Raw genomic sequence first — 23,536 nt, forward strand, 5'->3', positions numbered from 1 at the left:
TGAATTGGTAAGTATTTTTTTCAATTCTGCAGCCGGAGACTTTTAGCGATAACAAGGCGAATTTACGCGTCAATAGCTGGCCTATTACAAGTAAATTCAACGCAGTTAACGTTGAAAGTGGCCGCTGGAGATAAATTTATTGTCCATAGCTCAGGTTAACTAGTTGTTCTTTTGTGAGCTGTTCGTTGCTTAACTAACGCTCACATAAAACACTTCATATCAGTCAAAAAGGAGAAGCGGATCTTCTCCTTTTTGTTTAATTTCTAAAACAATAAAAACTTAAATCCAATCAAAATTAATACCGTGCCACCGAGCAATTCAGCTTTGCTTTCTAACCAAGTACCAGACTTGTTGCCAACCAACACGCCTAAGTAACTAAACACAGCGGTAATAACACCTATGATTAAACAGGCAATAAAAGGATCTACCGACATTAAATTTAATGTAAACCCAGCAGCCATAGCATCAATACTGGTAGCAATGGCCAATAAGCACATCACTTTTTGTGTTAACTGTTTAATTTCAGCCTTCTCCTCAGAGTCAACCCCTTCGTATACCATTTTTGCGCCAATTCCACAGAGTATTACAAATGCAATCGACTGTTTAAAACCACCTATCCAGCTCAATAAACCTGAACCACCCAAGTACCCAATTAGCGGCATCGCCCCCTGAAATACACCGAAATAAATCGCACACATCAAAGCAACTTTATGCAAACTATCTTGCTTTTTAGCGCCAAGTCCAACCGATACAGCAAAGGCGTCCATACTCAGCGCGACGGCCAATATCAATACTTCAAACATTCAACTTCACAACAATAAAAATTCGGCCTCGCATATTAATTCGTTTTACTGAAGAGTAAAGCCACTTTATTCTTTGCACACTCTTAAATAGTTGATATGTTGTGTAATAAAAAATGAAAATTTCTATGCTCAAATTTATTTTCGCATGCTTTACACTTTGTTTTTCAATCAATAGTCTGGCTGAAGCGCCAAAATATTTTAATAAAGCAATTAATGACGAATATATCTCAATATTAAAGCACTTTAAGCAAATGCTTCCCGCTACAAAATTAGAACTTGCGTATTTACCTTCTTTTTACCCATTTGCCATAATGGATGTAAGAGCTACAAGTTTTGAAAGCAATGAAGATAAGCAGAGCTTTGCGAACTTTAACTATGGTGTTCTTGGCCGTGCCTATCTAAATATTAGTGAACAACAACAAATACAATTACTTAATACCGTCATTTGTAAACATGAAAAATGTGAAAAAAAACGTTTTGAAATCATTAACCCTTTTCTCGATAACGCCGAAACTGAACTCAGCAATTTAATAAAACAACGTGATATCGAAATCGTCCAGCAAACGTCAGAGGACGTGTTTCGCATCAATAATTCATTTTTTAGTCCTGAAGAAGTGTTGCAATACTCACCTTCAAGAGCTGCCGGCTTTATACCGTCGGCTGAATTCAAAATAATTCCGCTTAACGAAGCGCCAGCAGACTTGTTACTTGCCTCTAAAACTCAAGTCCTCAGAAATACAATGACAGAATTCAAAGTTGCAGCCATAACCAGAGTTAACGGTAATAGTCTGAATATTATTTTTGGAGGGTTAGGAGACAATCACTGGGGCATAATGATGAATTACTCAGAAAAGCTACCTGAACCCGGTGAGTATAATCACCTAGGTCTACAATATGAGATTATAAAAAAAATCAACCAAACTATGTTTTATTATCAAACAAATTAGGTCGAGTTGGTTAAACAACGGACCTGGAGAGCACACACAATTTTCGCCTTTTTATTACAATAAAAAAGTCTTAAAACATCTTAAATCTGCACAATGTAATAGGTTTACTATACTAGTTTAAAAACGAGTTCCTTTTTTAATTCGCGTTATTAGGAGCTTTATGTAACTAAGCAGCAATGATGGATTGCATTGTATGGTTGATTACTCAAAGGCGATTATTTACCTCTTTTTTTGCTTTGCAATGTTTGATGCCTATGCAGAAATCAAAGCTACTGAAACTAATCCGGTTTATAGCTTATCACTGCAAGATTTACTTAACGTAAAAATTGCCACAAGCACACTCACAGACAAAGCCATTACGGATATTCCCTCTCCCGTCACTGTCTTTACTCGACAAGATATTGAAACAATGGGTTTGCGATATTTACATGAAATCTTAGAGTTTGTGTCGGGCTATCAAGTTACACGCTATAGTAATTACCCCTACGAGTACTCTGCCTCCTCACGTGCACTAACATTTGGCGCATCGAGTAAAAAAATTCTATTTTTACTCGACGGCCATAAAATCAATGGTCCACGTTCGGGCAATGCGGCTCATTTAGCAAACTTTGCTTTGGCACATGTTGAACGACTTGAAATTATTCGCGGTCCTGGCTCTTCAATTTATGGCAGTAATGCATTTACTGGTGTTATCAATATCATTACAAGAAAAACCGAAAAGTCGGTCAGTTTAGCCACAGGCAACGACATAGATTACGATCTTTTTGTAGCTAATTCTGGTGAGTTTGACGGCTATAACTGGAATTTTCAAGCAAATCGTATTGAAGCGTCAGGTAGCGACTACATAGTAAATAATACCTTTACTCAGCAACCTTTACATACTCAAGACCCCTATGACTTAACGACATTTCATGCCCAAGTACATAATCAAAACAACGCCTACACTATACATTTTAGACAACTGGATATGACTGAGTTTTATCATATTGCCCGCACCAGCAACGAACATAACTTTTCACGCCATAGTGCTTTACTCCTTTTGACCGAGCACCAGTTTAGCCTAGTTGATAGCATTCAATCTCGTGTTCAATTCGATTACTTACAAACCACATTAAAAAATGGCAATCAAAGTACGCCAAGCGATATCTTCAGTAAAGTCAGTGAACCGAGCAGTGATGCCCCTCTATTGGGTTATGGGGTATTTGAAGACTTTAGAGCAGCCGTTGCTTTGCATAACAACTGGCAAGCAACTCAGGAGTCGAGTGTGCAATTTGGCTTTGAATGGCAAATTAACAAAGAAGAGCGAGCCGAAGGGTTTACCAATTACGACCTACCCGCATTATTGAATCAAAACTACCCTATTCAGCATTACCCTAATGTTGACTATAAAACACAAATTGGCGGTGAAACCTCTCAGCCTTTCATTGGCGCTTATGCGCAATATCAAACATCATTCGCAAACATAAATTGGGTTATCGGCGGCCGGTTTGATCGCTACCCAGATCTTAAAACGCAATTCACGCCAAGACTTGGTGCTGTCTATCTAGCTAATAACCACTGGCAATACAAACTGCTTTATGGCGAAGCCTTCAGGGCACCAGAACTCAGCGAATTAACGTTATTTAGCGGCATCACTCGAAGTGGTAACGCCAACTTAGAAAGTGAATCTATAAAAACCACCGACTTCATCGCACAATTCACAGGCGAGCAACTGCTATTTTCGGTTGATCTATTTTATAACCATTTTTCAGACCCTATTATCAATGGGCTGGTGAGTGAGAATTTGACAGGCCAAGTTAATTCAACCGATCAATATGGTCACGGCATAGAAACTGAGCTGGTTTGGGAGTTACAAAACAATATAAAGCTAAGAACAACAGCCACCTACTTCACAAAGAGACCTATTTCTGCGTTTAGAGATTCAAAAGCATTAGCAAGTATTCAGCTAGAGCATTCACTAAACAACTTAGCCTATCAATTATCAGCAACTTATCGCTCCAACAGAGAAACACCAACCTCAACAGAGCTGAATAACAATATTGCTGGCTTTTGGTATCTCAGGGCATATCTGCACTATCGGTTAAACCCTAAGCTATCCTTAAAATTTGGCATCAATAATTTACTTGATGATGCGTTTTATAACCCTTCTACTGTTCCGGCTCACCCAAATGGCATACCGTTGAAAGGTCGCAATGGTACATTAGAGTTCAGTTGGCAATTTTAGGTATGAGTATGAAATATCTCTTACTTTCAATATTCTGCATTGTGGTCATGCTCAGCAGCATTAGCAGTAATGCTGAAGACTCAATCTCTGAACAAACCCTAAAATCAGCTTTCATTGGCCAATTTAGTCACTATATAAATTGGCCAAACAGGCCTCAGCAGTTGAATGTCGCATACATGGGCAATGACGACCAATATTGGCAGGCCCTTCAAAATATGGCGAACTCTGGGGCGTCTAAATACCCTTTAACATTAAGCCGCATTTCTAAAGCAGAACATGTGCTTTTAACAGACGCACATATTTTAGTAATAGGACAAAGCCACAATAGATATATTTCTGGGATTAATGCCTTGTTAGGCGACCGAGCAACATTGCTCGTCAGCGAATATGTCACTGATAACAAATTGATTGGCATTAACTTTTATAAAACCGACAAGCAAACGCTGTCTTTTAACCTTAACCGCTATAACTTGCTATATCAGGGACTCACAATCAGTGAAGATATTGTCTTACTCGGTGGTTCTGAGATTGATGTTGCTCATATGGTTAAAGAGATGACCGCCAAACTCTCTAATTCAGCTAAACAAATCGATAAGTTAAACAACCATATAAAAAACCAGCAACAAACTATTACAAGTAAGCAAACCCAAATAGAACAAAAACAAGCGCAGATAAATAACCGAAACAAAGAGCTACTTCTACTCAGTGATAAAATCAAACAGACTCAGTTTGATCATGAAAAGCAATTAGACGACCTTGCCAGTCAACTGGCACAGAAAGAGCACCTTCTTGAAGATAAACAAAATAAAGTGAGGGAGACTCAAAATGAGCTTGATAAAATGAACGAGCAAAGTCGCAAATTAACAGCACTTATTGATAAAAACCAACAACACATTCAACAACAAACTCAAAAATTAAGCCGTTTATCAAATGGCCTTAAAGAAAAAGAGCAAGCGTTGCAGGTAAAAGAAAAACAAGTAGAACAAACCACCAATGTGCTATTTATTAGCCTAGGCGCATTGATAGCTTTTGCTGTGCTTGCGGCAAACCTATGGTATTTATCTAAACGTAAACAAGCTCTAAACAAGCTACTAGAAGCACATAACGAAGAGCTAGAAAACATTAATCAGCAGCTTATATCAACGCAAAAGCAACTCGTTGAATCAGAGAAAATGGCGTCACTTGCCGGTTTAGTGGCTGGGGTTGCGCACGAAGTTAACACGCCTTTAGGGGCTGCAATTACAGCCGTGACCCACCTAAGCGCGATTTCGACAGAGATCTATTCTGATTTCAAAGATAAAAAGCTATCAAGCCAAAAATTTGAACGCATTCTTGAAGAGCAGCTACAAGCAACTGATATCATTTTCAAAAATTTGTGTCGCTCTGCAGATCTGATCAAAAGCTTTAAGCAAGTGTCCGCTGATCAGGTATCCGAAGCAGCCAGAGAATTTGAAATAGGAGATTATCTCCATGAAATCATCACGAGCTTAAAACATGAGCTTAAACGCGCCCAAGTTGATGTTTCTATTCGCTGTGATTTTCAAAAACGTATTTACACTTATCCCGGCGTTTTTTCTCAGGTGCTCACCAACCTTGTCATTAATTCACTCATTCATGGCTTTAAATCTCAACAAGCTGGGCACATCCAACTCGAAGTAAAACAAGAAAACGGACACCTCTTCATTCACTACCAAGACAATGGATGCGGCATAGATAAACAGAATATAGATAAAATTTTCGACCCATTCTTCACCACAAACCGAAATTCAGGCTCGACAGGGCTGGGCTTAAGTATTTGCTATAACTTAATCACCCAAAAAATGCTGGGAAATATCACCTGCTTAGAAAGTGAAAACGGCGCACACTTTGAGCTGTCTTTTCCTTTTACCATTCAAACCTAACCAAAACTGGCCCAAAATAACAAAACACTAAAGCCTATCGAGCTTATGCCTATTAAAACGAGATATTTAAGCGCAGGCGGTACAAACCGCTGTGCAAATTGACGATGTTTTTGCCAGGGTATCACTAACAATCCAAGAGTTGTCCATATCAAAACCCAGCCAAATACACTAAAAACGAACTCCCATTTCATATTTTCAGCATTCAAAATTAAAGCTGTGCCAGCCACCAAACGACAAGCCATTTCTGTAAAATGGGCTTTCGGTGAATGAGCAAATGCGAGCAAGAACGTTTTTACACACTCAGGTTTAATCAAAGCCAAAAGACCAAATGCGATAAAATATCCACTCAAAAGTGCAACTATCCATTGCGCCAAGTCACTCATCATTTTATTCCTACATGCTACTTTTTATATCTTCCGCAAAACGAACATCAACCAGTTTCTAAAAAAGATAAAAACGTTAACTTTGTAAATAGTTAAATAATAATTAGAAAATAAAGCAACAAGAAAAAGAAAACTTAATAAAAAACCACAACAAGTGAATATTAATTCTTTATTTTTGAATAAACATGAGTAGAATCCCCGTTCTCAAAATGACGTTCAAATTAACTATGAGGTTTTACGTGTTCTCGCTTTTTCGTCCTTCAATGATTGCCCTTGCAGTCTCTACTGCGGTTTTACCAAGCACATTTTCACACGCGCAAACTCAGCCTAATACTGAGTTAAAAGCGCAACTTTCTAAACAGATTGAGACTATTCAGGTAACGGCAACACGACGAAAAGGCACTGTGCAAGAAGCACCACTAAATATTACAGCGGTCGACAATGATGTAATGAAGCAACAAAATATCACTGACCTTGAATCTGTATCTCGCTGGGTGCCGGGTTTAACAATTACCGATCAGGGCGGCCGTGAAAGCTCTCCCATCATTGTTCGTGGTTTGAATACAAATTCATCTGAACGCGCCTCTGATTCTGGTACGGTTGCCACTTATTTAGGTGAAATCCCATTGAGTGTTAATCTACGTCTAACCGACATCGAACGTGTAGAGGTGCTGATTGGCCCACAAGGTACGCTTTATGGTGCGGGCACATTAGGCGGTGCTATTCGCTATATGCTAAAAGCACCTGAACTTGATTACACTGAGGTACAAGTGAGCGGCGACGTGTTTGCCCTATCTGAAAGCGACGGCCAAGGTAGCGAGTTTGGTGCGGTTTTAAACTTGCCATTGATTGAAGATACATTGGCACTGAGAACGAGCTTTAATCATTACACTAACCCAGGCTATATCGATTACAACTATGTTGTTAAAACACCGGGTGTTAGCAAGCCCGATATTGACTGGAACAACTCTGAAGAAGTCGCAGAAAACATCAACCAACATAAAGATGCCAACGATGAAAGCATTACCACAGCTCGCGTTTCTCTTCGTTATAAGCCATCTGATGTGTTTGAAGCGACGCTAAACTACTTTTATCAAAAACAAAAAAACGGCGCGAACAGCATTAGCCAATATCAAAGTTTGGCGAGCAGCAATCCGCTTGCTGACAAAGTTGGTAAGTACGAGTCGGCATACCGTGTATTAGAGCCAAATACCCAAGAAGATGAGCTACTCAGCCTTGAATTAAAAGTAGATTTAGATTTTGCAGAACTTGTTTCTGCTACGGGTTTAACCGATTACGAACAAGTGGGTCAACGTGACCAAACCGATCTGCTTTATGATATTTGGCCGGGTTACGCTGACTTCCCTAGTTTTACGGCGTTAACTGACGATACCAGTGAAGTAAAAAACCTCACACAAGAAATTCGTTTAGTATCGAAAACCGACACTGCGTTAAACTGGATCGCCGGTGTCTATTACAACAAAACCGAAGGCAGCTCAGACGACCGTGAATACACGCCGGGCCTTAGCGATTTCTGGGGTGGCGATATCACAAATATCGAAAAAGATTTAGAGTATTTGGCGCTGGGCGAATACGACAACAAAGAGCAAGCTATTTTTGGCGAAGTTGGCTATGCGTTTAGCGATAAGCTAAACGCCACTGTCGGTGCGCGCTTTTATGAATATGAAGTAAAGTCGCTGTCTGGTGCTGTTACACCGCTATATTCAGGTGATATTAGCAACATCAATCAAGTACCAATGGAACTGGTTGAAGCCAGCGACAATGGGTCGTTATTTAAGTTTAATGTTGATTATAAGTGGGACAACAACATCATGACCTACTTCACTATCAGCGAAGGCTTTAGATTAGGCGGCGGAAATGGCGTAATGTCATGCCCTGACGTATTACCTGATCAACAGATAATCTGTGCGTTGCCACACGAAGTGGATTATAAGCCAGATACCACTACCAACTATGAGTTAGGCTTAAAGTCGACTTGGTTTAAGAACAAGCTACATTTGAACATCGCAGCCTTTAATGTGCTGTGGAATGATGCACAAATTCAAGCAACCACGGTTAACGGTAAAGCCATTATTACGTCAAATGCCGGTGAAGCTCAGAGTAAAGGTATTGAATTTGCGACTCGAGCAATATTAACCGATAACTTAAGCACGTATTTAACCTATTCTTATGCCGATGCAGAGTTAATCCAAGACGCGCCAGCACTGTTTGCGGTTTTCTCTGAAGACGACTATAGCAGCGAAGAAATCGCCAAATACCAACCTTATTATAGTGGTGAAAAAGGCGACCGATTACCGGGTGCGCCTAAACATCAGTTGTCATTTGGCGTAACCTACAACACCGACATATTGGAAGATAAACTGCTAACAATCAACTATGGGTTAACGGCACAAAGTGATGTGATCACCAAAGTAGGTTTAAAAGCAGACGGTGAAACCCTAGCTGGTTACGCTATGAGTAATTTAAGCTTTAGACTTGCCGGTGAAGCTTGGTCTACGACCCTTTATATGAACAACTTATTTGATAAATACGCGCAAACGTCGGTGCGTCGTGATAAGTCTTGGGCGGGTGAAGGCAAATATCCAGAGCTTTCAAAGGCACTGCCTGAGCTACAACGTGTGTACGGGCACTATGTCACTACACCTCGTACTATAGGTCTTAAATTCGACTACCAGTTTGAGCTATAAATGACCCTAGCCAGTCAAGTAAAACAATACCTTACAAAGGGCGCGCTCACTAAAGCGCACCCTTTATTGGTGTCTTGGTTACAGCAAGAGCCACACAACCCCCAGGCTTGGAGCTTTCTGGCTGAACTCAATTTACTCGCTGGCGATAAAAGCAAAGCGCTTAAAATTATTAGCAAGGCGCTGAGTTTAGCCCCGTCATTACCAATTTCACTTCAGCTTGCGAAAACGGCATTGTTGGCGGGCGACTACCAACAATGCGAGAATACACTCAAAGGCTTAACCTTAGATACCGCACACCCACTTTCAGCTTCTGCAATCGAGCTAGATTTGGCCGCGAATTTATGGCTTCGCCTAAACCAACCATATCGCGCACTCAGTTTATTCGAGCAAGCTCATTCAATGGATGAATTGAACACAAACATTAGTTTAAATTACGCGATATGCTTAAAAATGGCAGGCAAAATACAAGATGCTGAAAGGTTATTTGAGTCTCTAATAAAGCAGCAACCTTTAAATGAGCTAGCGCATTTATCACTTGCAGAGCTCAAAGCTGACAAATCGAATACTATTCCCATTTCTTTAGAAAAGGCTCTCGAAAAGAAGCCAAAAAGCCAGTACCTCAATTATGGCAAAGCCTTATATCTAGAAGCACAGAAAGACTACAAAGCGGCATGGCATAGCTTTGAATTAAGTAAAGAAACTGCAGCGCAAAGCGTTCAGTTTAACGCAAACGCCCACCAGCAGTTTTGTTTAAATCGCATTCAAAGCACGATTAGTGAAAAGCTTGATGCGTTCATAACAAATACGCCCCAAACAGGCAACCAAGCCATTGCCCCTATTTTTATTGTTGGCATGCCCCGCTCTGGTACCAGCTTGTTAGAGCAACTTTTAGCAACGCAACCACGACTCAAAGCACTTGGAGAATTGAGTTTCTTACCGCAATTACTAAACATCAAAGCCGGGTTTTACAAGCAAACTGAGTTAACCCTTTCGGATACCGCAGAACTATTATTTAAACAATATAGTCAGCTACTTAACGAAAATAACCAGCAAACAGACATGCTACAAAACAATATAAGAGGCATAGACAAACAACCGTTTAACCTCTACTTTATCGATGTGATTTTGAAACTGTTTCCCAATGCGAAAATCATTTGGCTAGTGCGTAATAAATTCGATACCTGCGTCGGTAACTTTAGACAAGCCTACCAAGTAAACAGTCCATTTCATCATTACAGCTTTGATTGGCAACATATCAACGCCTGTTTCGACGACTTTCTTAAGCTAGGTACCCATTGGCAGCAAACATTTAGCGAAAGTTTTATGCGTGTCGATTATGAAAACTTAGTGAGTGAGCCACACTCTCAGCTTGCTGATTTATTCAATTTTCTAAATATCGAAGCCGAGGGTGATCCCCTTGAATTTCATCAACATAATTATTTCTCGGCAACCGCCAGCAAGCTGCAAATAAGACAACCTCTAAACACACGCTCTATCAATAAGTTTAAAGGTATTTATCCTGCAAACTGAAAAGGCACTAAGTTACCTGACTGCCCTTGGTACTGAGTAACCATGTTGAGATAGACATTATCTTGTTCTATGGCGTTAATAAATGGCTTGAGTTCACTCGAACGGTAGTTTTGTAAATCAGTTTTGGCCATAGAAATCGAAGCTAGCATCGTAGAGAGCAGTAACACACCACCAAATTCGCACTTTACACTGTGTGTATTTTTCAAAACATGGTCTAGCAAAAAGTCGACTGCAGATTTGTAAGTGTTTACTCCCGCCTCATACATCGATTTACTTTGATCAGAATCACCAAATTTGTCTTTCAGTAGATTGGCTCTAAACAAAAAGATAATCGCCGCTTCTACATCAGAGTCAGCAAGCCGGAACAACTTTGCATCTATTGAGTGATGCCAATTTGTCGGTAAATAATCTAACGCAATTAGCAAAGAATCATACTTCACTTCATTATTTGTTAATAAGGTCGGCACTTGTCGCTTAGGATTTGTAGCTAGCAGCTCATCATCAGCCATTTGCTGCCAGGTTAAAACATAATCCTCGTGTTCAATTCCTTGTTTTAACAGCAACCACTTTATGCTTCTTGAGAAAGGTGAATCGTATACCCAAATTAATTTGTTCATTTTAGTACTTTTTATTTATAAATCATCAGGCGTGAAATTGGCTTTAAAGGTAAAAGCATAAGGCGAGTCACCATGCTCTCTTAAATATTGTAAACGCGCTTTTGCTTCTTCAGCAGTGGGAATGTGTCCCTCTTCAATCCACCATAATACATAAGAGTCTTCATTTAGCTTTTCGAACCATTCACCTTTACGTCGCATAAAATCACGGTGATGGGTACGAAACATAAAATCTTTAAGGGAGTCTGGACTTGTCCATACTGACATATTGATTAACAAACTCGGATCATCAAACGCTTGAATGCTCGTCGCATCACCTGATTCATCTTTCAAACGCCATACGAAACCTTCGCTTTGCTCCGCGGTGGCATTTACCACATCGAGATTATCAACAAAGTCTTTAATTTCTGGGGCATCTAAAGGGTATTTTGCTCGGGCTATATTCAATTGTGCTAAATGCATGACTCTCTCCATGAAAAATTAAAAGGCTAAGTTGCATCGCAAACAAACCAACTCAACAACTTACTTCTCACCTTTATAGATAAGGTCAAAATTGTTTAGTTCAATGTTTAAACAGTAAGTTGTTTAAAAATAAACAATAATAAATCCCCAATTCAAACGAACTAGAACAAAGATTCTTGCCTATACTCTAATGAAATCGGCAATGTAAGGGGAAGTTATGACTAAAAACAGGATTGACGCGCTCACCGGCATTCGTGGCATTGCTGCTTTGTGGGTGTTATTACACCACTTGGTTAGTCAGTACCCTTTGCAAGGTAAACTCCCCGTTCTAGTCGAACACATCGCTGAAAAAGGCTGGCTTGGTGTTGACCTGTTCTTCATTTTGAGCGGCTTTGTGATTGCGTATGTTCACCATAAAGACTTTGCAACTCAAATCACAGGCAACACCATGAAGCAATTTATGGTAAAACGCATTGCGCGTATTTATCCTGTGCACCTACTGACCACATTATCGCTCGTGCCCATCTATTTTGGTGCAAAATGGGCGTTTGGTTACGACTCTCCTGTGAATGCTTTCTCACTTGAAAAGCTGCTTTACAGTGTGAGTTTAACCAATGGTTTTGGCTTTCATGATTCCTTAGGATGGAACGCCCCTTCTTGGTCTGTCAGCTCAGAGTTTTTAGCCTATTTGGCCTTCCCACTTTTGGCCGCTTTGCTGCTTAGAAAACAACTTTCAGCATTATTATGCTTTGCCTTAATTGCCGCGATTTTTACCATCACCACCTCTATCGGGTGGATAATAACAGATATGAATAGCTATATTGCAGGCTGGGAGTGGGTATCGATGCGTGTTTTGTCAGAGTTTATTTTTGGCATGCTTATATTTCAGCTTTACCGTCTAAATTTTAAAGCCCCATTTTGGCTGTTTGCGGTAATATCAGCGCTGATCATCGTCTATATGAGCATAATTAACGCACATAGTCGTTGGGACTGGGTCATGATACTCACCTTTGGCGTATTAATTTATGCGCTGACAAATTCCGAGCATGGCGTCAGTCGTTTTTTAGCCTCAGCTAACATGAAGTATTTAGGCGAGATCTCTTATTCTATCTATTTATGCCATGGCGTGGTGTTTATGGTGTTCAATAGCGCATTACCAAAACTACTGCCAAGCGGTGATGGCTTGTTCTTGTTTATACCCATATTCATTTATGTGATCGTCACACTGATTGTTGCGCACTTTATGTATAAGCTGGTTGAGATCCCTGCACAGGCTTATTTGAAAAAGAAATGGTTATAAAATTTAGGAGTAGACGTTGAATAAGAACTTCTACTCGATAAAAGCTATTTTGGAAAACAAATGCAATCAGAAAGTCCACTATCTGAGCGCCTACTGATTGCAAAACCTTTCTCTAACCAACCTCAAATGAAGTGATACCAAAAGTTCTCTGCAACTGAATATCAGGCTCTGTTTGTGTATACATTCTGGCGGTTTCAAAACATTGAGTCATTGCAAACTGCTCAGCCAATTTAACCCCTTCATCGTTGACTTGGGGCACATCTAAGAATATGTCGTCGTTTTCTGATACATGACCGCTTAACATCAGATAAAGCGCGCGAGCAATTTCAGCCGAATCAGCGAATAGTGGGCCTATTTTATACCCCGACGCACACTGGCGGATAACACCCATACCTTGTAGATTACCATTTTCAACGTAACCTATGGCTGAGCTATTGTCTTGTGTGATCCAACCCTCTAAAAACGCATTTCTGTCTGCAGGAAAAAACGCAGCGCAATATGTTTCAACATCGTTAAACACGAGTGATGATAGCGGCTTAATATTTTCTGCATCAGCTTGTTCTATACTTTCAATAACACCACCTTTTCGAACAAAGCGAATATTACGATGAGCCAACTTAAACCCTGACTTTTTATAGTTATCTTGTTGATCAACTACGCCATCCAAACCGACATTACAACCATCTAAATGTGTGAGCGCTTGTTGCCAAAGTTGATAACCATAGCCTTGACCGCGATATTCAGGTTTGACGATATAAAACCCTAGAAAGCCAAAGTCATCATTGTATTTCACCACTGAAATACTCGCTATCGGTTCATCGCCTAAATAACCCATGTAAAAGCCACTTGTATCTACTTGATAATACAGCTGCGCATCATTTAGCCCTGGGTTCCAACCTTCGTCTTCAGCCCATTTTGTGGCAAGTTTTACATCATCAAAGCTTGCAACTTTTATCGAGAATTTTTGCTCTGACATTATTCTTCCTTCGCATTATGCGTTAATTACGCTTCATTACTTACAAGTTTTCTGTATGACGGGCTGAGCTCGCAAGCTGAGTACAACTATTTTCTTCTAAGAATCCCGCGATCAAAGCGTTTATTTTGGTTTTGAGCCATTCTGGCCCTGCATCTTCCATATCATTGTGGCGTGATTTCGGTATTGTCACCACACAACTGGCAAACTTTTTCTGCTCGCTGACTGTAGGTAAAACCCCCTTATCCGCAGGAAAGTCACTGGCTCTAATAGATAACACTTTGACATCGTCTCTTCTAGGCAGAGGCACGCGTCGATGATCTAGGGTAATAATATCTTGAATATAGTCTTTGCCTTCATTTGCAAGCCAAGCTGAGATATCACCACCGTTCGAATGTCCGACTAAAGTTAGATTATTGAAGTCATAGTTTTTAAAACGCGGCTTCAAATTATTGCGAATAAAATCAAGGGTGACTGCACCTCGAGACCAATTTTCACTACGCGTTTCATATAAATTACCTGACACAGACAAAGGCGGATCGTTTGGTAACTCATGGCCAATTGCCACAACCATATAGCCTCTTTGTTTTAATAAATTGCCAATGAATTGATAATTTAGATGTGATACGCCATATCCCGCACTTATAAAAGCAACTGAGCAAGGTGACTGAGCTTTACATGCGCCAGTTTGAACTGGATGTGAAATTTCAATGGGGATGTAACGATCGCGAGATTTATCAAAAATTACATCAGCTTGCACTGTAAAGTTTATACCCGCCCACAACAGTAAAAACCCTCTCATCAAATACTTCATGAATTTAATTAATCCTTATTCTTATACTCATTACTTAGCTATTTCAGTACATAATATATGTAATATCATGTTTTTAATAATTAAATTTCAAAATCGCCTTACTTGCAGAAAGTTGAAATCTAAAAGCTCCCGCCAAAGTGGAGTCGAGAACGGCGCCTAGAGAAAGATATTTACCGCAAACTCTTTCACCCTATTTCAATGCCTCTATCTGCCCTCTATTTAAGACCTAAAGACGCTTTAGTCTCAGCTAAATAAGTTTGAGATACGGGCACCTCAGTGCCATTTTCCATCACCAAAATTAATTTTCGGCCCTCTTTTTTAGTTTCTACGACCGCATCTTTGGCGACCCACCATGAACGATGTGTTTGAAAAACATCATAATGCTCAACTTTTGCTAGTGCATCCTTGAACCGCATCAATATCATATGCGCGCCTTTTTCGGTTAACACATTCAAATAGTGGTCATCCATTTGTAAATAAAGTAGTCGCCCTCTCTTTTCAATTGGCAGTTCGTTAATTAGCTCGCTCATTGTCTGACTTTTTATTTCTTCCACTTTCTTAGCTTTATCAGCAAGTGCTTCAACATTATGTTTTATCTGTTTATTTTGTTTTAATACAATACTTTTTACTGCACTAACACCTGCGATCACACCACCAATAAATAAACAGCTTAAAAAAGACATAGGTATAGACTGCCAATAGTTTTCGAAGCTATTAAAAAACAAATTAATAATCAGTGGCGCCAATAATGCCATGATTAAACTAGCGACAAAGGTAGATATGATCAGCCTAATTGCTGTCTTATTTAAAGAAGGTGGTAAAGTTTTAAATAGCCAAATCGATAAAACTTGAATGATGGGTGAATAAACCGCATAACCAACAAAACAGATCACAGCCCAAAATGCGCCTGCATATAAAAAATTTAGGTTATGCATCCCAAAAGGCTTTAAAAACGTTAAAAAAAGCACAAAGAAAGCCACTACATAACAATCTGACAGTGTCTCTTTCACGCTAAAAAACTCTCTTAAATACTGATTTTGTTGGTTAATTTCGCGATTCGCCAATTGAGCACCCTGTTATTTTTGTTATTTTACGAACTTCTCTGCACAGCTTACGAAAGCTTGCTTGAGCACCTACTCCGCTAACTTTATTGTTATTCCAACAGCCAAACAGGCAACAACCAAACACATGATAAATTAGGAATAACAATGACTATATTAAAGCTTTCAGCACTGACATTATCTTTATTAAGTGTACCTGTATCAGCACAAACTGTGAAATTCGATATTCAAAATATTAAGCATGGTGAAGGAAAGGTATATGTACAACTATTCAAAGGAGAAGAAGACTTTAACAACAACATTGCTTATAACGCGACTATCGTAAAAGCCAGAAAAGGTTCAATAACGGTTTCATTTAGTGACATTGAACCTGGTGATTATGCCATCCGTTACTTTCATGATGAAAACAATAACGGCGCAATGGACACAAACCTTTTTGGCTTACCTGTTGAAGGGTTTGGTTTTTCAAACAACGCCAAAGTGAACTTCGGCCCACCGAGTTACCAACAGGCTGCTTTTAAAGTGGCACAACAAACGGTTAAAAATAACTCAACGGTTAATTACTAAGGAGAAAAATCATGGAACGCAGGCAAGCACTTAAAAATATGTTCGGTTTATCAATGGCAACGGCTATAACACCGTTACCATCTTTCGCAAACTTAGGTCATCTAGAAGCTGATCCGCTTAAGCAAAATGCAGTACTTTTTAATAAAGCACTTAAAACCGACCCCAATCTAAAAGGCTTAGTGGGTTTAAAGCAAAACGTTGCCCCACAAACGCTCATGCTAGAAGGTAAATTGCCTGCAGATTTTAGAGGCACATTTTATAGAAATGGCCCTGCGATACACCAAAGACAAGATCAGCGTTATCTTCATCTTTTTGAAGGTGACGGCATGATCCAGCAATTTTCATTTACAGATCAAGGTGTGCGTCATCAAGCCAAATTTGTGAACACGAATAGATTTGTACAAGAACAAAAAGCCGATAAATTTTTATTTTCTGGCCCTGATAGCAAGCTCACTGACAGTCTATCTGTGACCGGGCCAGATTCAGTTAACACGGCCAACACCAATATTTTACCGGTAAATGGTGAGCTATGGGCTTTATGGGAAGAAGGCTCCGCCACCGCAATTGAAGCTGATACTCTTGAGACCAAAGGACTGGTCGACCTAGGGCAAAACACCAAATATGGTAATAGCTTAAAAGGTCTACCTTTTTCTGCACACCCAAAAGTAGACCCTGATGGCACTATTTGGAATTTTGGTAGTACAGCAACCGGCGACATTGTGCTGTATCACATTAATAACCGTGGCATCACACAAAACGTTAAGATACTTAAAACAGGCTACCGCGGCCACATGCTGCATGACTTTTTAATAACACACAAACACTTACTTATTATTTTACCTTCGCTTGTAAAAGACAAAAGCAAAGACATGTTGTTTGGTGCCATTGGATTTGATAAAAGGATCCCAATGCGGGTACTAGTTATTGATAAGCAATCTTTAACATTACAAAGAGAGTATCAATTAGAACCTGGCTTCGCCTTTCATTTCGGAAATGCATGGGAAGATCAGCAAGGCACAATTCGTTTCGATGCCAGTCTATACCCAAACCTAGATAGCTTGCATTACATGAGCGACATTATGCAAGGTAAGATAGGTCACCCAGAGCCTGCAAAAACAACATTTTTTACCTTATACAAAGATGGTCACATTACTCAGAATGAAATTGAAGGGATCAGTGAGTTCCCTCGCGTCTACGATCATTTTACAGGCCTAAAAAATGAGCTACTCGTTACCCTTTCTTCAGTGAAAAGTGATGTATGGAGCGACGCGGTACGCGCTATCAACACGAATACGGGTAAACAAGATACCTTTGTATATGGCACTGATTTCTTGGTAGAAGAACATGTAATTGTTGATAATACACAAAAAGAAGGCAACGGCTATTTAGTTGGGACTGCACTGCATTTACCTTCAAATCGCACATGTGTAAATATTTTTAAAGCTAATAGAGTGAGTGATGGCCCTATTTGTAGAGCTTGGTTGCCTAGCGTCATCCCACTTGGTTTTCACGGTAACTTTGTCGCTGCATAGAAAAAAGCGAGTAATATAAAGCAGCTGGCTTTTGTTTTATACGTATCGCCAGCTGCTTGAAAATAGATAAAAGATTTTAAAATTAGCTTAAATTTTTAAATGTTTTGAATGACCCCACTGAAAGTGCAATCCCCATAATTAGAGTAATTAAAAAGCTGAAAGCACTAAAATTATCACCGTTAAACTCACTCAATAAATAGCCAGAGAAAATAAAGAAAACGGCACTTGCGCCCCAAAGCGTACCTGCAATGAACCCTCTATCAAATGAAAACTTCTTCGTCGCTGTCATATTCAACTCCTTATTTGACGTCACAAACAGATTTATACTCTGAAACCTGATATTTATGAAGGGCTAATACATAGAAAATATATAAGCTCTTTCTTAGAGTTGAAGACTCCGACTAACATGGGTGCTCATAAATATAATGAATAATATGAAAGTAATTTTCTCTTCACTAGACGTTACTTGCCTAATTCACTCACTGTTTGAAAACAAGAGTTTACCAATCTAAGCTTTATGACTTTTAAAATCAGTTTATTCAAACTTTACATAAGGAAGTCCAAGTTTTACTTGCAAAGTCATAAACTGCTCTTCAGAAAAAGGACCAAATACAACCTCTTCTGCTTCAGCGTATTTATGATCGTTTCTTTTATCTATGTAATAAAAGCCACACACACTCTTTGGGCAAGCGTAAACTGATATAAATACTTCGTTAGAGGCTACATTCACCGGCTCTTCAATACGACCAATATAACCGCCATTACCAAGGGAATAGCCTAAGCTTTTAGCGTCATCGATAATGTACACTTCATATGGTGCTTCGCTCCAGCTTGGAGAGCAGCCAAGTAAAAAAGCAAAACAGGTGACCGAAATTGCATATAAGAATCTCATTGCAGGGTATAAACCTCTGAATTTAAGTAACTAAGTTTCCGTCTTTTGTTTGACAAAAATAATGTAACAGTTTTAGAACACAAATAAGCGTGTGGCTGGTAAATAATGCTACCGCGTAAAGCTTAAGTTGATAAAAGAAACGCTAAGACAACCTAAATAATCATTGTATCACTGTACCTAAAAGCTGATTTGAAGAAAAGGCGGTAGAAAATACGACGTTTAGCACTGTGAGTTAAAATGACGAATAACGCCTTATAAAGGTTGAACTTACCTATTTTGAAAGCTTACTTGTTTTGAAAGCCTAATCGTCCTTTAAGGAATACTCCTGCTACAATTAAAATGGCTCCAAGAGATTGGCTTCCAACTTGTTCAAATCCGAAATGATAAACCTCAGTGAGCAGAGCAAATAACATTTGGCCAGCAACGACCAAAACTATTGTATTTGTTGAACCTAGCCTAATCATAATAAAACTATTCACAGCGACGTAAAGCGCACCTATCACTCCTCCAGCGTATAAAGTTAGATCTTGAGGAAGCGCATTGATAGGCTCAGATACAAAGACAAATAACAAGGACAGTAAAACAAAACCGACAACATGATTCACCAAAGAAGCATGAAATGCGCCCTCACGTACACTTAAACTACCATTCAAAACGCGACTAAGTGTGATACAAAACCCATTAAGAATACCTAAAAATATAAACCCCATGGCAACTAAACCTTACCGTAAATTATCAGAATTGAACCTATTAAGACTAATAGCGTGGGCATGAGATTAGCCAAGGTGACCTTAATTTTGGGTTGGTTTAACAAACCAAAATGTTCAAGGGTTAATGAAAGCAAGAATTGCCCAATGAGTGCTAACGCTAAAGTACCAGCTAACCCGATATCACTTTGTACTGTCATTGATGCAAAAACGACAGTCAAAGAACCAGGAACACCACCCAACCAATACCGTTTCTTAACATTAGGCCGATTTGCAAGATTGTCACTTTGTTTGAATACAAAATACAGTAACAACGCAGTAATGCCTCCAATTCCATGAGCTACCCAAGATGCTTGAAAAGCAGATGAAGTACCTGCTAATTTGGCATTAACACTGATCATTAACGCAAGTAATAGTCCACTAAAAATTGCGAGTAAAACTAAACCACTTTGTCTTAACATAAGCTTACCTCTTCCAATGAGAACATTATAATTAACAACAAAACAGGGCATAATAGATGAGTTATCACAACTAAGTTGAGTTAAACTCACCAATGAAAGAAATTTTTTCCGCAATCCCTATCTTTGTAGCCGTTGTAGAGTCGGGCTCATTCTCATTAGCTTCAGAGCGCCTAGGTATGACTAAGTCGGCGGTGAGCAAACGTATATCAAGTTTAGAAGATAACCTTGGAACAAGGCTATTCCACCGCAGTACTCGTAAATTGACATTAACTGAGTCAGGTGAAGCTTTTTCAGATTACGCACGAAATGCCGTATATATAGCACAACAAGGCATTACCGCAGCGACTCTCAATCAGGCCAACCCAAAAGGGACCCTGAAGATTAATGCCCCGATGACATTTTCAAGATTACACCTAGCCCCCCACTTAAAAGAGTTTCTAGATCTGTACCCCGATATTAAAGTGATTCTTAATATGGATGATAAAGTGGTTGATATGGTCGAAGGTGCATGCGATGTCGGAATTAGGATCGGAGAATTAAAAGACTCAAGTTTGATTGCCCGAAAGCTTGCTCAATGTAACAGTGTTGTTTGTGCGGCCCCTGAATATTTGCAACGAGCTGGTACCCCTGAATCTCCCCAAGACCTAAAAAATCACAATTGTATTTATTACAGCTTGTTCCAAGCTGGTGTTGAGTGGACATTTTTGCAAGCTGATAAAAAGCTCAAGGTAGAACCTAGTGGAAATTTCATTGTAAATAATAGCGATGCCATATGTGAGATGCTCTTACAAGGACTTGGGATCTGTCAAATGCCTACATTTATTGTGCAGAAATATCTCAACACAGGCCAGTTAGTCCAAGTATTAACTAACTATCAATTACCAAACCACAGCATTTATGCTGTATATCCAGAAAGACGATATACACCAGAGAAAGTTAAAGTCTTTATTGATTTTATCAAGAAGAAGCTTGGCTCAGTGTATTGGGAACTCAATAACAATAAATCTCGTAAAGCTCAATCCCATTGCGTAGGACCAAGCTAAGGTTAACCGATGAATGTCTAGTGGCCCTAAACGGTAAGTGTTATCGACCGATTTAGGCAGCGATGAGATCGCAATAAGAAGTTACGCCGTAATGCAACTACATGTGTTATGTGCAATTACTCGCGATTTAATGTAAGAATGTTTACACCATCATAAGTTACTCTAAGCTGCTTACAGCTATTGAAGTCTAGGCTTACATTAACATAACCACCAGTACTAGCATTATACATTTGACCTGACCAGTTGGGTTTTAGGTTTTTGATAATATTAAGTCCGTTAGCTTGAGGGTTATCCAAATGAGATTTAACGTTTACAGTCTGTGAAGTTAAATTGACCTCGAGCCAAGCATTTTTTTCAGCATGCTTCCAAGTCCCTGATATTTCACAATGTGTATCTTGAGCGAAACTGCTAAAAGACAAAGTGAAAAAAACTAAGATTAGATATTTAATTGAACGCATAGTTACCTTTGCATTAGTGTTACCCACTAAAAATAGTTGGCTAAAATTTGTGAGGTACGAACAAAGCAAACTTTTTTGTCCGCGTTACGACCTTGTTACACGACTAAGCTTTAAAGAACAAGGTACCCTTTTCGATAAAGTGCCAAAACGACATGCATTTGCTGATTGTATTTTTTCCTTGAAATACTATTCCATAGTTCAGTTTCGTTAAGGTGAGGGTTTTCTTTAATTAAATTTAATGCTTGTAGCGCATAACTTTTATTATCTTATGACCTTTTATAAGAGTCTGCATTACACCATTGAACCTTACTCTCTTCACAAAGTCCGAGAAACGCTGATTTTGGACACCCTTTTCTCTTGATCCTTTACTATTAGGATAAAACTTTTTGGCGCTTTCTTTCCAAGCTTACTTTGAGCAGGTAACTTTACCCATTTGCAATAGCTCTACTGCTAATGTTGCTATATCTGAATATTTACTCATTACTTAAATTGTCGTGTAACAGCGCAAAATAGCAGGCTAAACTAAGCAAAGAATGAGCGTAAGCCTGCTGATTTGTGTCCTTGTTTTACAACCTTATTATTTACGATATCTTTTTAACGTTTGATTTTATTGAAAAAAAAAGCCTAACAGACAAATTAGACTGACTAAACTTAAAAAAATTATTGATAACTGATTTAACTGCAAGTTACCAAAAAGAAGTAAGTCGCTAACTAGAAGTGCTGTACTTGACATGAAGCCAGCCAGAAAACCTGATTTATGCTTTTTAAGATTCACCATATCTTCTTACTGGATGAATTCCATTAGTAACGCCCTAATAAACGGCGGAAAATGGCAGACTAAACTAAGCGAAGAATGAGCGCAAGCCTACTGTTTTGCGTTCATTGTTTAATTAAATTGTTATGATTCAATTTCCTCTGCCCCCATGGAATACACACCTGGTTGCCCGAATAATTTACCTCCACACTCTAAATAAGAGTATGCTCCTTTGAGTATCGGCCGTTTAAAAAGTTTAGCTTGGTACATTTTATTACGAATATGCCGATGAAGTTTACCCGAAATGCTTCTAAATTCGGTCCAATTAACCTCAGCTACATCTTTGTCTGAGAAATCAGAACGTTGATATGCTCCTTTTTCATTCCAATGAGTAAAGCTACTTATATTTAATGCGTTCTCAGCCAAATCGTGAGGTCGCCCCTGAATTAATTGAAAGGAGCCAACTCCCTCAAGCGACTGTCGATATTTACTGATATTGGGGTTTAAATTATAGGTTTTAACAAAAGTGTTTGAAGTAACTGGTTCCCACCAACCACGAACAAAGATCCCTCCGTGATTGTCTCCAATGTGAGAGCACTCAAGAATATCTTTACTCGATTTAAATTCTCTAATTTCATGATCAATACGAGAATAAGCCTCAAATAACCTCATAGGTGCAAGTTCAAACATAAAGTCGATCACGTCGAGTATGTCAGAGCTATTGCCATAAAAGTCTAATTGAGCCACAAGCTTTCCTTTAAATCTGGTGTTACCCACTAAAAATAGTAGGCTAAAATAAGCGACGAAGGAGCAAAAGCCTGCTGTTTTGCGTCCTTGGTTTAAGCGTTTGTTAGCTATATGCCGAAATCAGCCTGAAGCTTTTTAAGATCGCTCCACTCTTTATCCTGATAGAAATTAACCTCGATAGGATAAACTTCATGACCAGATAAGGCTTCATTAAACTGTTTCATGAATTTCTCCCTATCTGCGATATAAAATACAAACTCTTTAAGATCATTTCCTGTCGCTGAGTATACGTCGAAATAGAGCTCTTCCCGACCTTTGATTGTTTCAAGGCCATCTTCAAGTTTGATCATAAGTTCATTCACATGCTTTGGCGGCATCCCGTTATTAGTAGAGCCATCATACTTCCATGAAACTACGGTCAGCCACTCCATTTTTGAACGAGTACTATCATCAGGAAACTCATTCATGAACTTATAAACGAGAGGTTTTCCTTGAATTGTTGCTTCACCAACAGACCATGTTTCCTCTGACCACGCCATGAATGAAACTCCCAGAATTAGAATTGATAAAAGATACTTGAACATATAGCTAACGCCGCCTCAAGCGGTGAGTAATTGTTGGCTATAATGTGTAGCGAAGCGGAACCGAGCCAACA

The 23,536-nt window shown here is 39.2% G+C and carries 23 protein-coding genes and 1 pseudogene; 9 read left to right on the forward strand and 15 right to left on the reverse strand.

Annotated elements, in window-relative coordinates:
• Window positions 1–263: 263 nt before the first annotated feature.
• Window positions 264–803: a manganese efflux pump MntP gene (locus ACXAC4_RS25780; protein ID WP_475167556.1), complete on the reverse strand. Its 540-nt coding sequence runs from the start codon at window positions 801–803 to the stop codon at window positions 264–266.
• Between the two features lie 125 nt (window positions 804–928).
• Here ACXAC4_RS25780 and ACXAC4_RS25785 point away from each other — a divergent pair, with 125 nt between their 5' ends.
• The 3 genes from ACXAC4_RS25785 to ACXAC4_RS25795 all read left to right on the forward strand — a co-directional run bounded on the left by ACXAC4_RS25785 (window position 929) and on the right by ACXAC4_RS25795 (window position 5,875).
• Complete coding sequence (locus ACXAC4_RS25785) at window positions 929–1,750, forward strand: hypothetical protein (RefSeq protein ID WP_475167557.1); 822 nt, start codon at window positions 929–931, stop codon at window positions 1,748–1,750.
• A gap of 193 nt (window positions 1,751–1,943) precedes the next feature.
• Window positions 1,944–3,974 carry a TonB-dependent receptor plug domain-containing protein gene (locus tag ACXAC4_RS25790; protein WP_475167560.1) on the forward strand — a complete coding sequence of 677 codons (2,031 nt, stop codon included), beginning with the start codon at window positions 1,944–1,946 and terminating at the stop codon, window positions 3,972–3,974.
• Between the two features lie 8 nt (window positions 3,975–3,982).
• A complete protein-coding gene (locus ACXAC4_RS25795) occupies window positions 3,983–5,875 on the forward strand; it encodes a YfiR/HmsC family protein (protein WP_475167562.1) in 1,893 nt (630 codons plus the stop codon).
• Here ACXAC4_RS25795 and ACXAC4_RS25800 read toward each other — a convergent pair.
• On the reverse strand, window positions 5,872–6,261 hold the full coding sequence (locus ACXAC4_RS25800; RefSeq protein ID WP_475167564.1) for a hypothetical protein: 390 nt from the start codon (window positions 6,259–6,261) through the stop codon (window positions 5,872–5,874). The two genes, ACXAC4_RS25795 and ACXAC4_RS25800, sit on opposite strands and share 4 nt — an antisense overlap.
• 260 nt (window positions 6,262–6,521) lie before the next feature.
• Here ACXAC4_RS25800 and ACXAC4_RS25805 point away from each other — a divergent pair, with 260 nt between their 5' ends.
• On the forward strand, window positions 6,522–8,966 hold the full coding sequence (locus ACXAC4_RS25805) for a TonB-dependent receptor (RefSeq protein ID WP_475167754.1): 2,445 nt from the start codon (window positions 6,522–6,524) through the stop codon (window positions 8,964–8,966).
• Window positions 8,967–10,496, forward strand: coding sequence for a tetratricopeptide repeat-containing sulfotransferase family protein (locus ACXAC4_RS25810; protein ID WP_475167566.1), 1,530 nt, complete (start codon window positions 8,967–8,969; stop codon window positions 10,494–10,496).
• On the opposite strand, the gene ACXAC4_RS25815 is transcribed toward ACXAC4_RS25810, so the two are convergent.
• Window positions 10,481–11,113, reverse strand: coding sequence for a glutathione S-transferase N-terminal domain-containing protein (locus ACXAC4_RS25815; RefSeq protein ID WP_475167569.1), 633 nt, complete (start codon window positions 11,111–11,113; stop codon window positions 10,481–10,483). The two genes, ACXAC4_RS25810 and ACXAC4_RS25815, sit on opposite strands and share 16 nt — an antisense overlap.
• 15 nt (window positions 11,114–11,128) lie before the next feature.
• Complete coding sequence (locus tag ACXAC4_RS25820) at window positions 11,129–11,572, reverse strand: DUF3291 domain-containing protein (protein ID WP_475167572.1); 444 nt, start codon at window positions 11,570–11,572, stop codon at window positions 11,129–11,131.
• 217 nt (window positions 11,573–11,789) lie between these two features.
• Here ACXAC4_RS25820 and ACXAC4_RS25825 point away from each other — a divergent pair, with 217 nt between their 5' ends.
• On the forward strand, window positions 11,790–12,872 hold the full coding sequence (locus ACXAC4_RS25825; RefSeq protein ID WP_475167574.1) for an acyltransferase family protein: 1,083 nt from the start codon (window positions 11,790–11,792) through the stop codon (window positions 12,870–12,872).
• A gap of 112 nt (window positions 12,873–12,984) precedes the next feature.
• On the opposite strand, the gene ACXAC4_RS25830 is transcribed toward ACXAC4_RS25825, so the two are convergent.
• From ACXAC4_RS25830 to ACXAC4_RS25840, 3 genes are all read right to left on the reverse strand, one after another.
• Window positions 12,985–13,848, reverse strand: a complete 864-nt coding sequence (locus tag ACXAC4_RS25830; protein ID WP_475167576.1) for a GNAT family N-acetyltransferase — start codon at window positions 13,846–13,848, stop codon at window positions 12,985–12,987.
• A gap of 40 nt (window positions 13,849–13,888) precedes the next feature.
• The gene (locus tag ACXAC4_RS25835) at window positions 13,889–14,659 is read right to left on the reverse strand and encodes an alpha/beta hydrolase (RefSeq protein ID WP_475167578.1); all 771 of its coding nucleotides are present in this window, start codon (window positions 14,657–14,659) and stop codon (window positions 13,889–13,891) included.
• Between the two features lie 215 nt (window positions 14,660–14,874).
• Complete coding sequence (locus ACXAC4_RS25840) at window positions 14,875–15,723, reverse strand: LytTR family DNA-binding domain-containing protein (RefSeq protein WP_475167580.1); 849 nt, start codon at window positions 15,721–15,723, stop codon at window positions 14,875–14,877.
• A gap of 144 nt (window positions 15,724–15,867) precedes the next feature.
• On the opposite strand from ACXAC4_RS25840, the gene ACXAC4_RS25845 reads away from it, so the two are divergent.
• Both ACXAC4_RS25845 and ACXAC4_RS25850 read left to right on the forward strand, forming a co-directional pair.
• Entirely contained in the window at window positions 15,868–16,287 is a 420-nt protein-coding gene (locus ACXAC4_RS25845; protein ID WP_475167583.1) for a DUF2141 domain-containing protein, read from the forward strand.
• An 11-nt stretch (window positions 16,288–16,298) separates the two neighbouring features.
• Entirely contained in the window at window positions 16,299–17,819 is a 1,521-nt protein-coding gene (locus ACXAC4_RS25850; protein WP_475167585.1) for a carotenoid oxygenase family protein, read from the forward strand.
• An 82-nt stretch (window positions 17,820–17,901) separates the two neighbouring features.
• On the opposite strand, the gene ACXAC4_RS25855 is transcribed toward ACXAC4_RS25850, so the two are convergent.
• The 4 genes from ACXAC4_RS25855 to ACXAC4_RS25870 all read right to left on the reverse strand — a co-directional run bounded on the left by ACXAC4_RS25855 (window position 17,902) and on the right by ACXAC4_RS25870 (window position 19,879).
• A complete protein-coding gene (locus ACXAC4_RS25855; protein WP_349287941.1) occupies window positions 17,902–18,108 on the reverse strand; it encodes a hypothetical protein in 207 nt (68 codons plus the stop codon).
• A 246-nt stretch (window positions 18,109–18,354) separates the two neighbouring features.
• Window positions 18,355–18,711, reverse strand: a complete 357-nt coding sequence (locus ACXAC4_RS25860; RefSeq protein ID WP_475167590.1) for a hypothetical protein — start codon at window positions 18,709–18,711, stop codon at window positions 18,355–18,357.
• Window positions 18,712–18,995: 284 nt separating this feature from the next.
• A complete protein-coding gene (locus ACXAC4_RS25865; protein WP_475167594.1) occupies window positions 18,996–19,421 on the reverse strand; it encodes a DMT family transporter in 426 nt (141 codons plus the stop codon).
• Between the two features lie 5 nt (window positions 19,422–19,426).
• Entirely contained in the window at window positions 19,427–19,879 is a 453-nt protein-coding gene (locus tag ACXAC4_RS25870) for a DMT family transporter (RefSeq protein ID WP_475167597.1), read from the reverse strand.
• Between the two features lie 92 nt (window positions 19,880–19,971).
• Between ACXAC4_RS25870 and ACXAC4_RS25875 the strand changes: the two genes are divergently transcribed.
• Window positions 19,972–20,922 (forward strand): LysR family transcriptional regulator, encoded by a 951-nt coding sequence (locus ACXAC4_RS25875; RefSeq protein WP_475167600.1) that lies wholly within the window; start codon window positions 19,972–19,974, stop codon window positions 20,920–20,922.
• A 116-nt stretch (window positions 20,923–21,038) separates the two neighbouring features.
• On the opposite strand, the gene ACXAC4_RS25880 is transcribed toward ACXAC4_RS25875, so the two are convergent.
• The 4 genes and pseudogenes from ACXAC4_RS25880 to ACXAC4_RS25895 all read right to left on the reverse strand — a co-directional run bounded on the left by ACXAC4_RS25880 (window position 21,039) and on the right by ACXAC4_RS25895 (window position 23,420).
• Window positions 21,039–21,380, reverse strand: a complete 342-nt coding sequence (locus ACXAC4_RS25880; RefSeq protein ID WP_475167603.1) for a DUF2147 domain-containing protein — start codon at window positions 21,378–21,380, stop codon at window positions 21,039–21,041.
• A 110-nt stretch (window positions 21,381–21,490) separates the two neighbouring features.
• Window positions 21,491–21,742, reverse strand: a pseudogene (locus ACXAC4_RS25885) (DUF6979 family protein).
• A 536-nt stretch (window positions 21,743–22,278) separates the two neighbouring features.
• On the reverse strand, window positions 22,279–22,881 hold the full coding sequence (locus ACXAC4_RS25890) for a hypothetical protein (RefSeq protein WP_475167605.1): 603 nt from the start codon (window positions 22,879–22,881) through the stop codon (window positions 22,279–22,281).
• Between the two features lie 107 nt (window positions 22,882–22,988).
• Window positions 22,989–23,420, reverse strand: coding sequence for a DUF695 domain-containing protein (locus tag ACXAC4_RS25895; RefSeq protein ID WP_475167607.1), 432 nt, complete (start codon window positions 23,418–23,420; stop codon window positions 22,989–22,991).
• Window positions 23,421–23,536: the final 116 nt, after the last annotated feature.

The sequence above is a fragment of the Pseudoalteromonas sp. AWM4_233 genome (assembly GCF_056158285.1).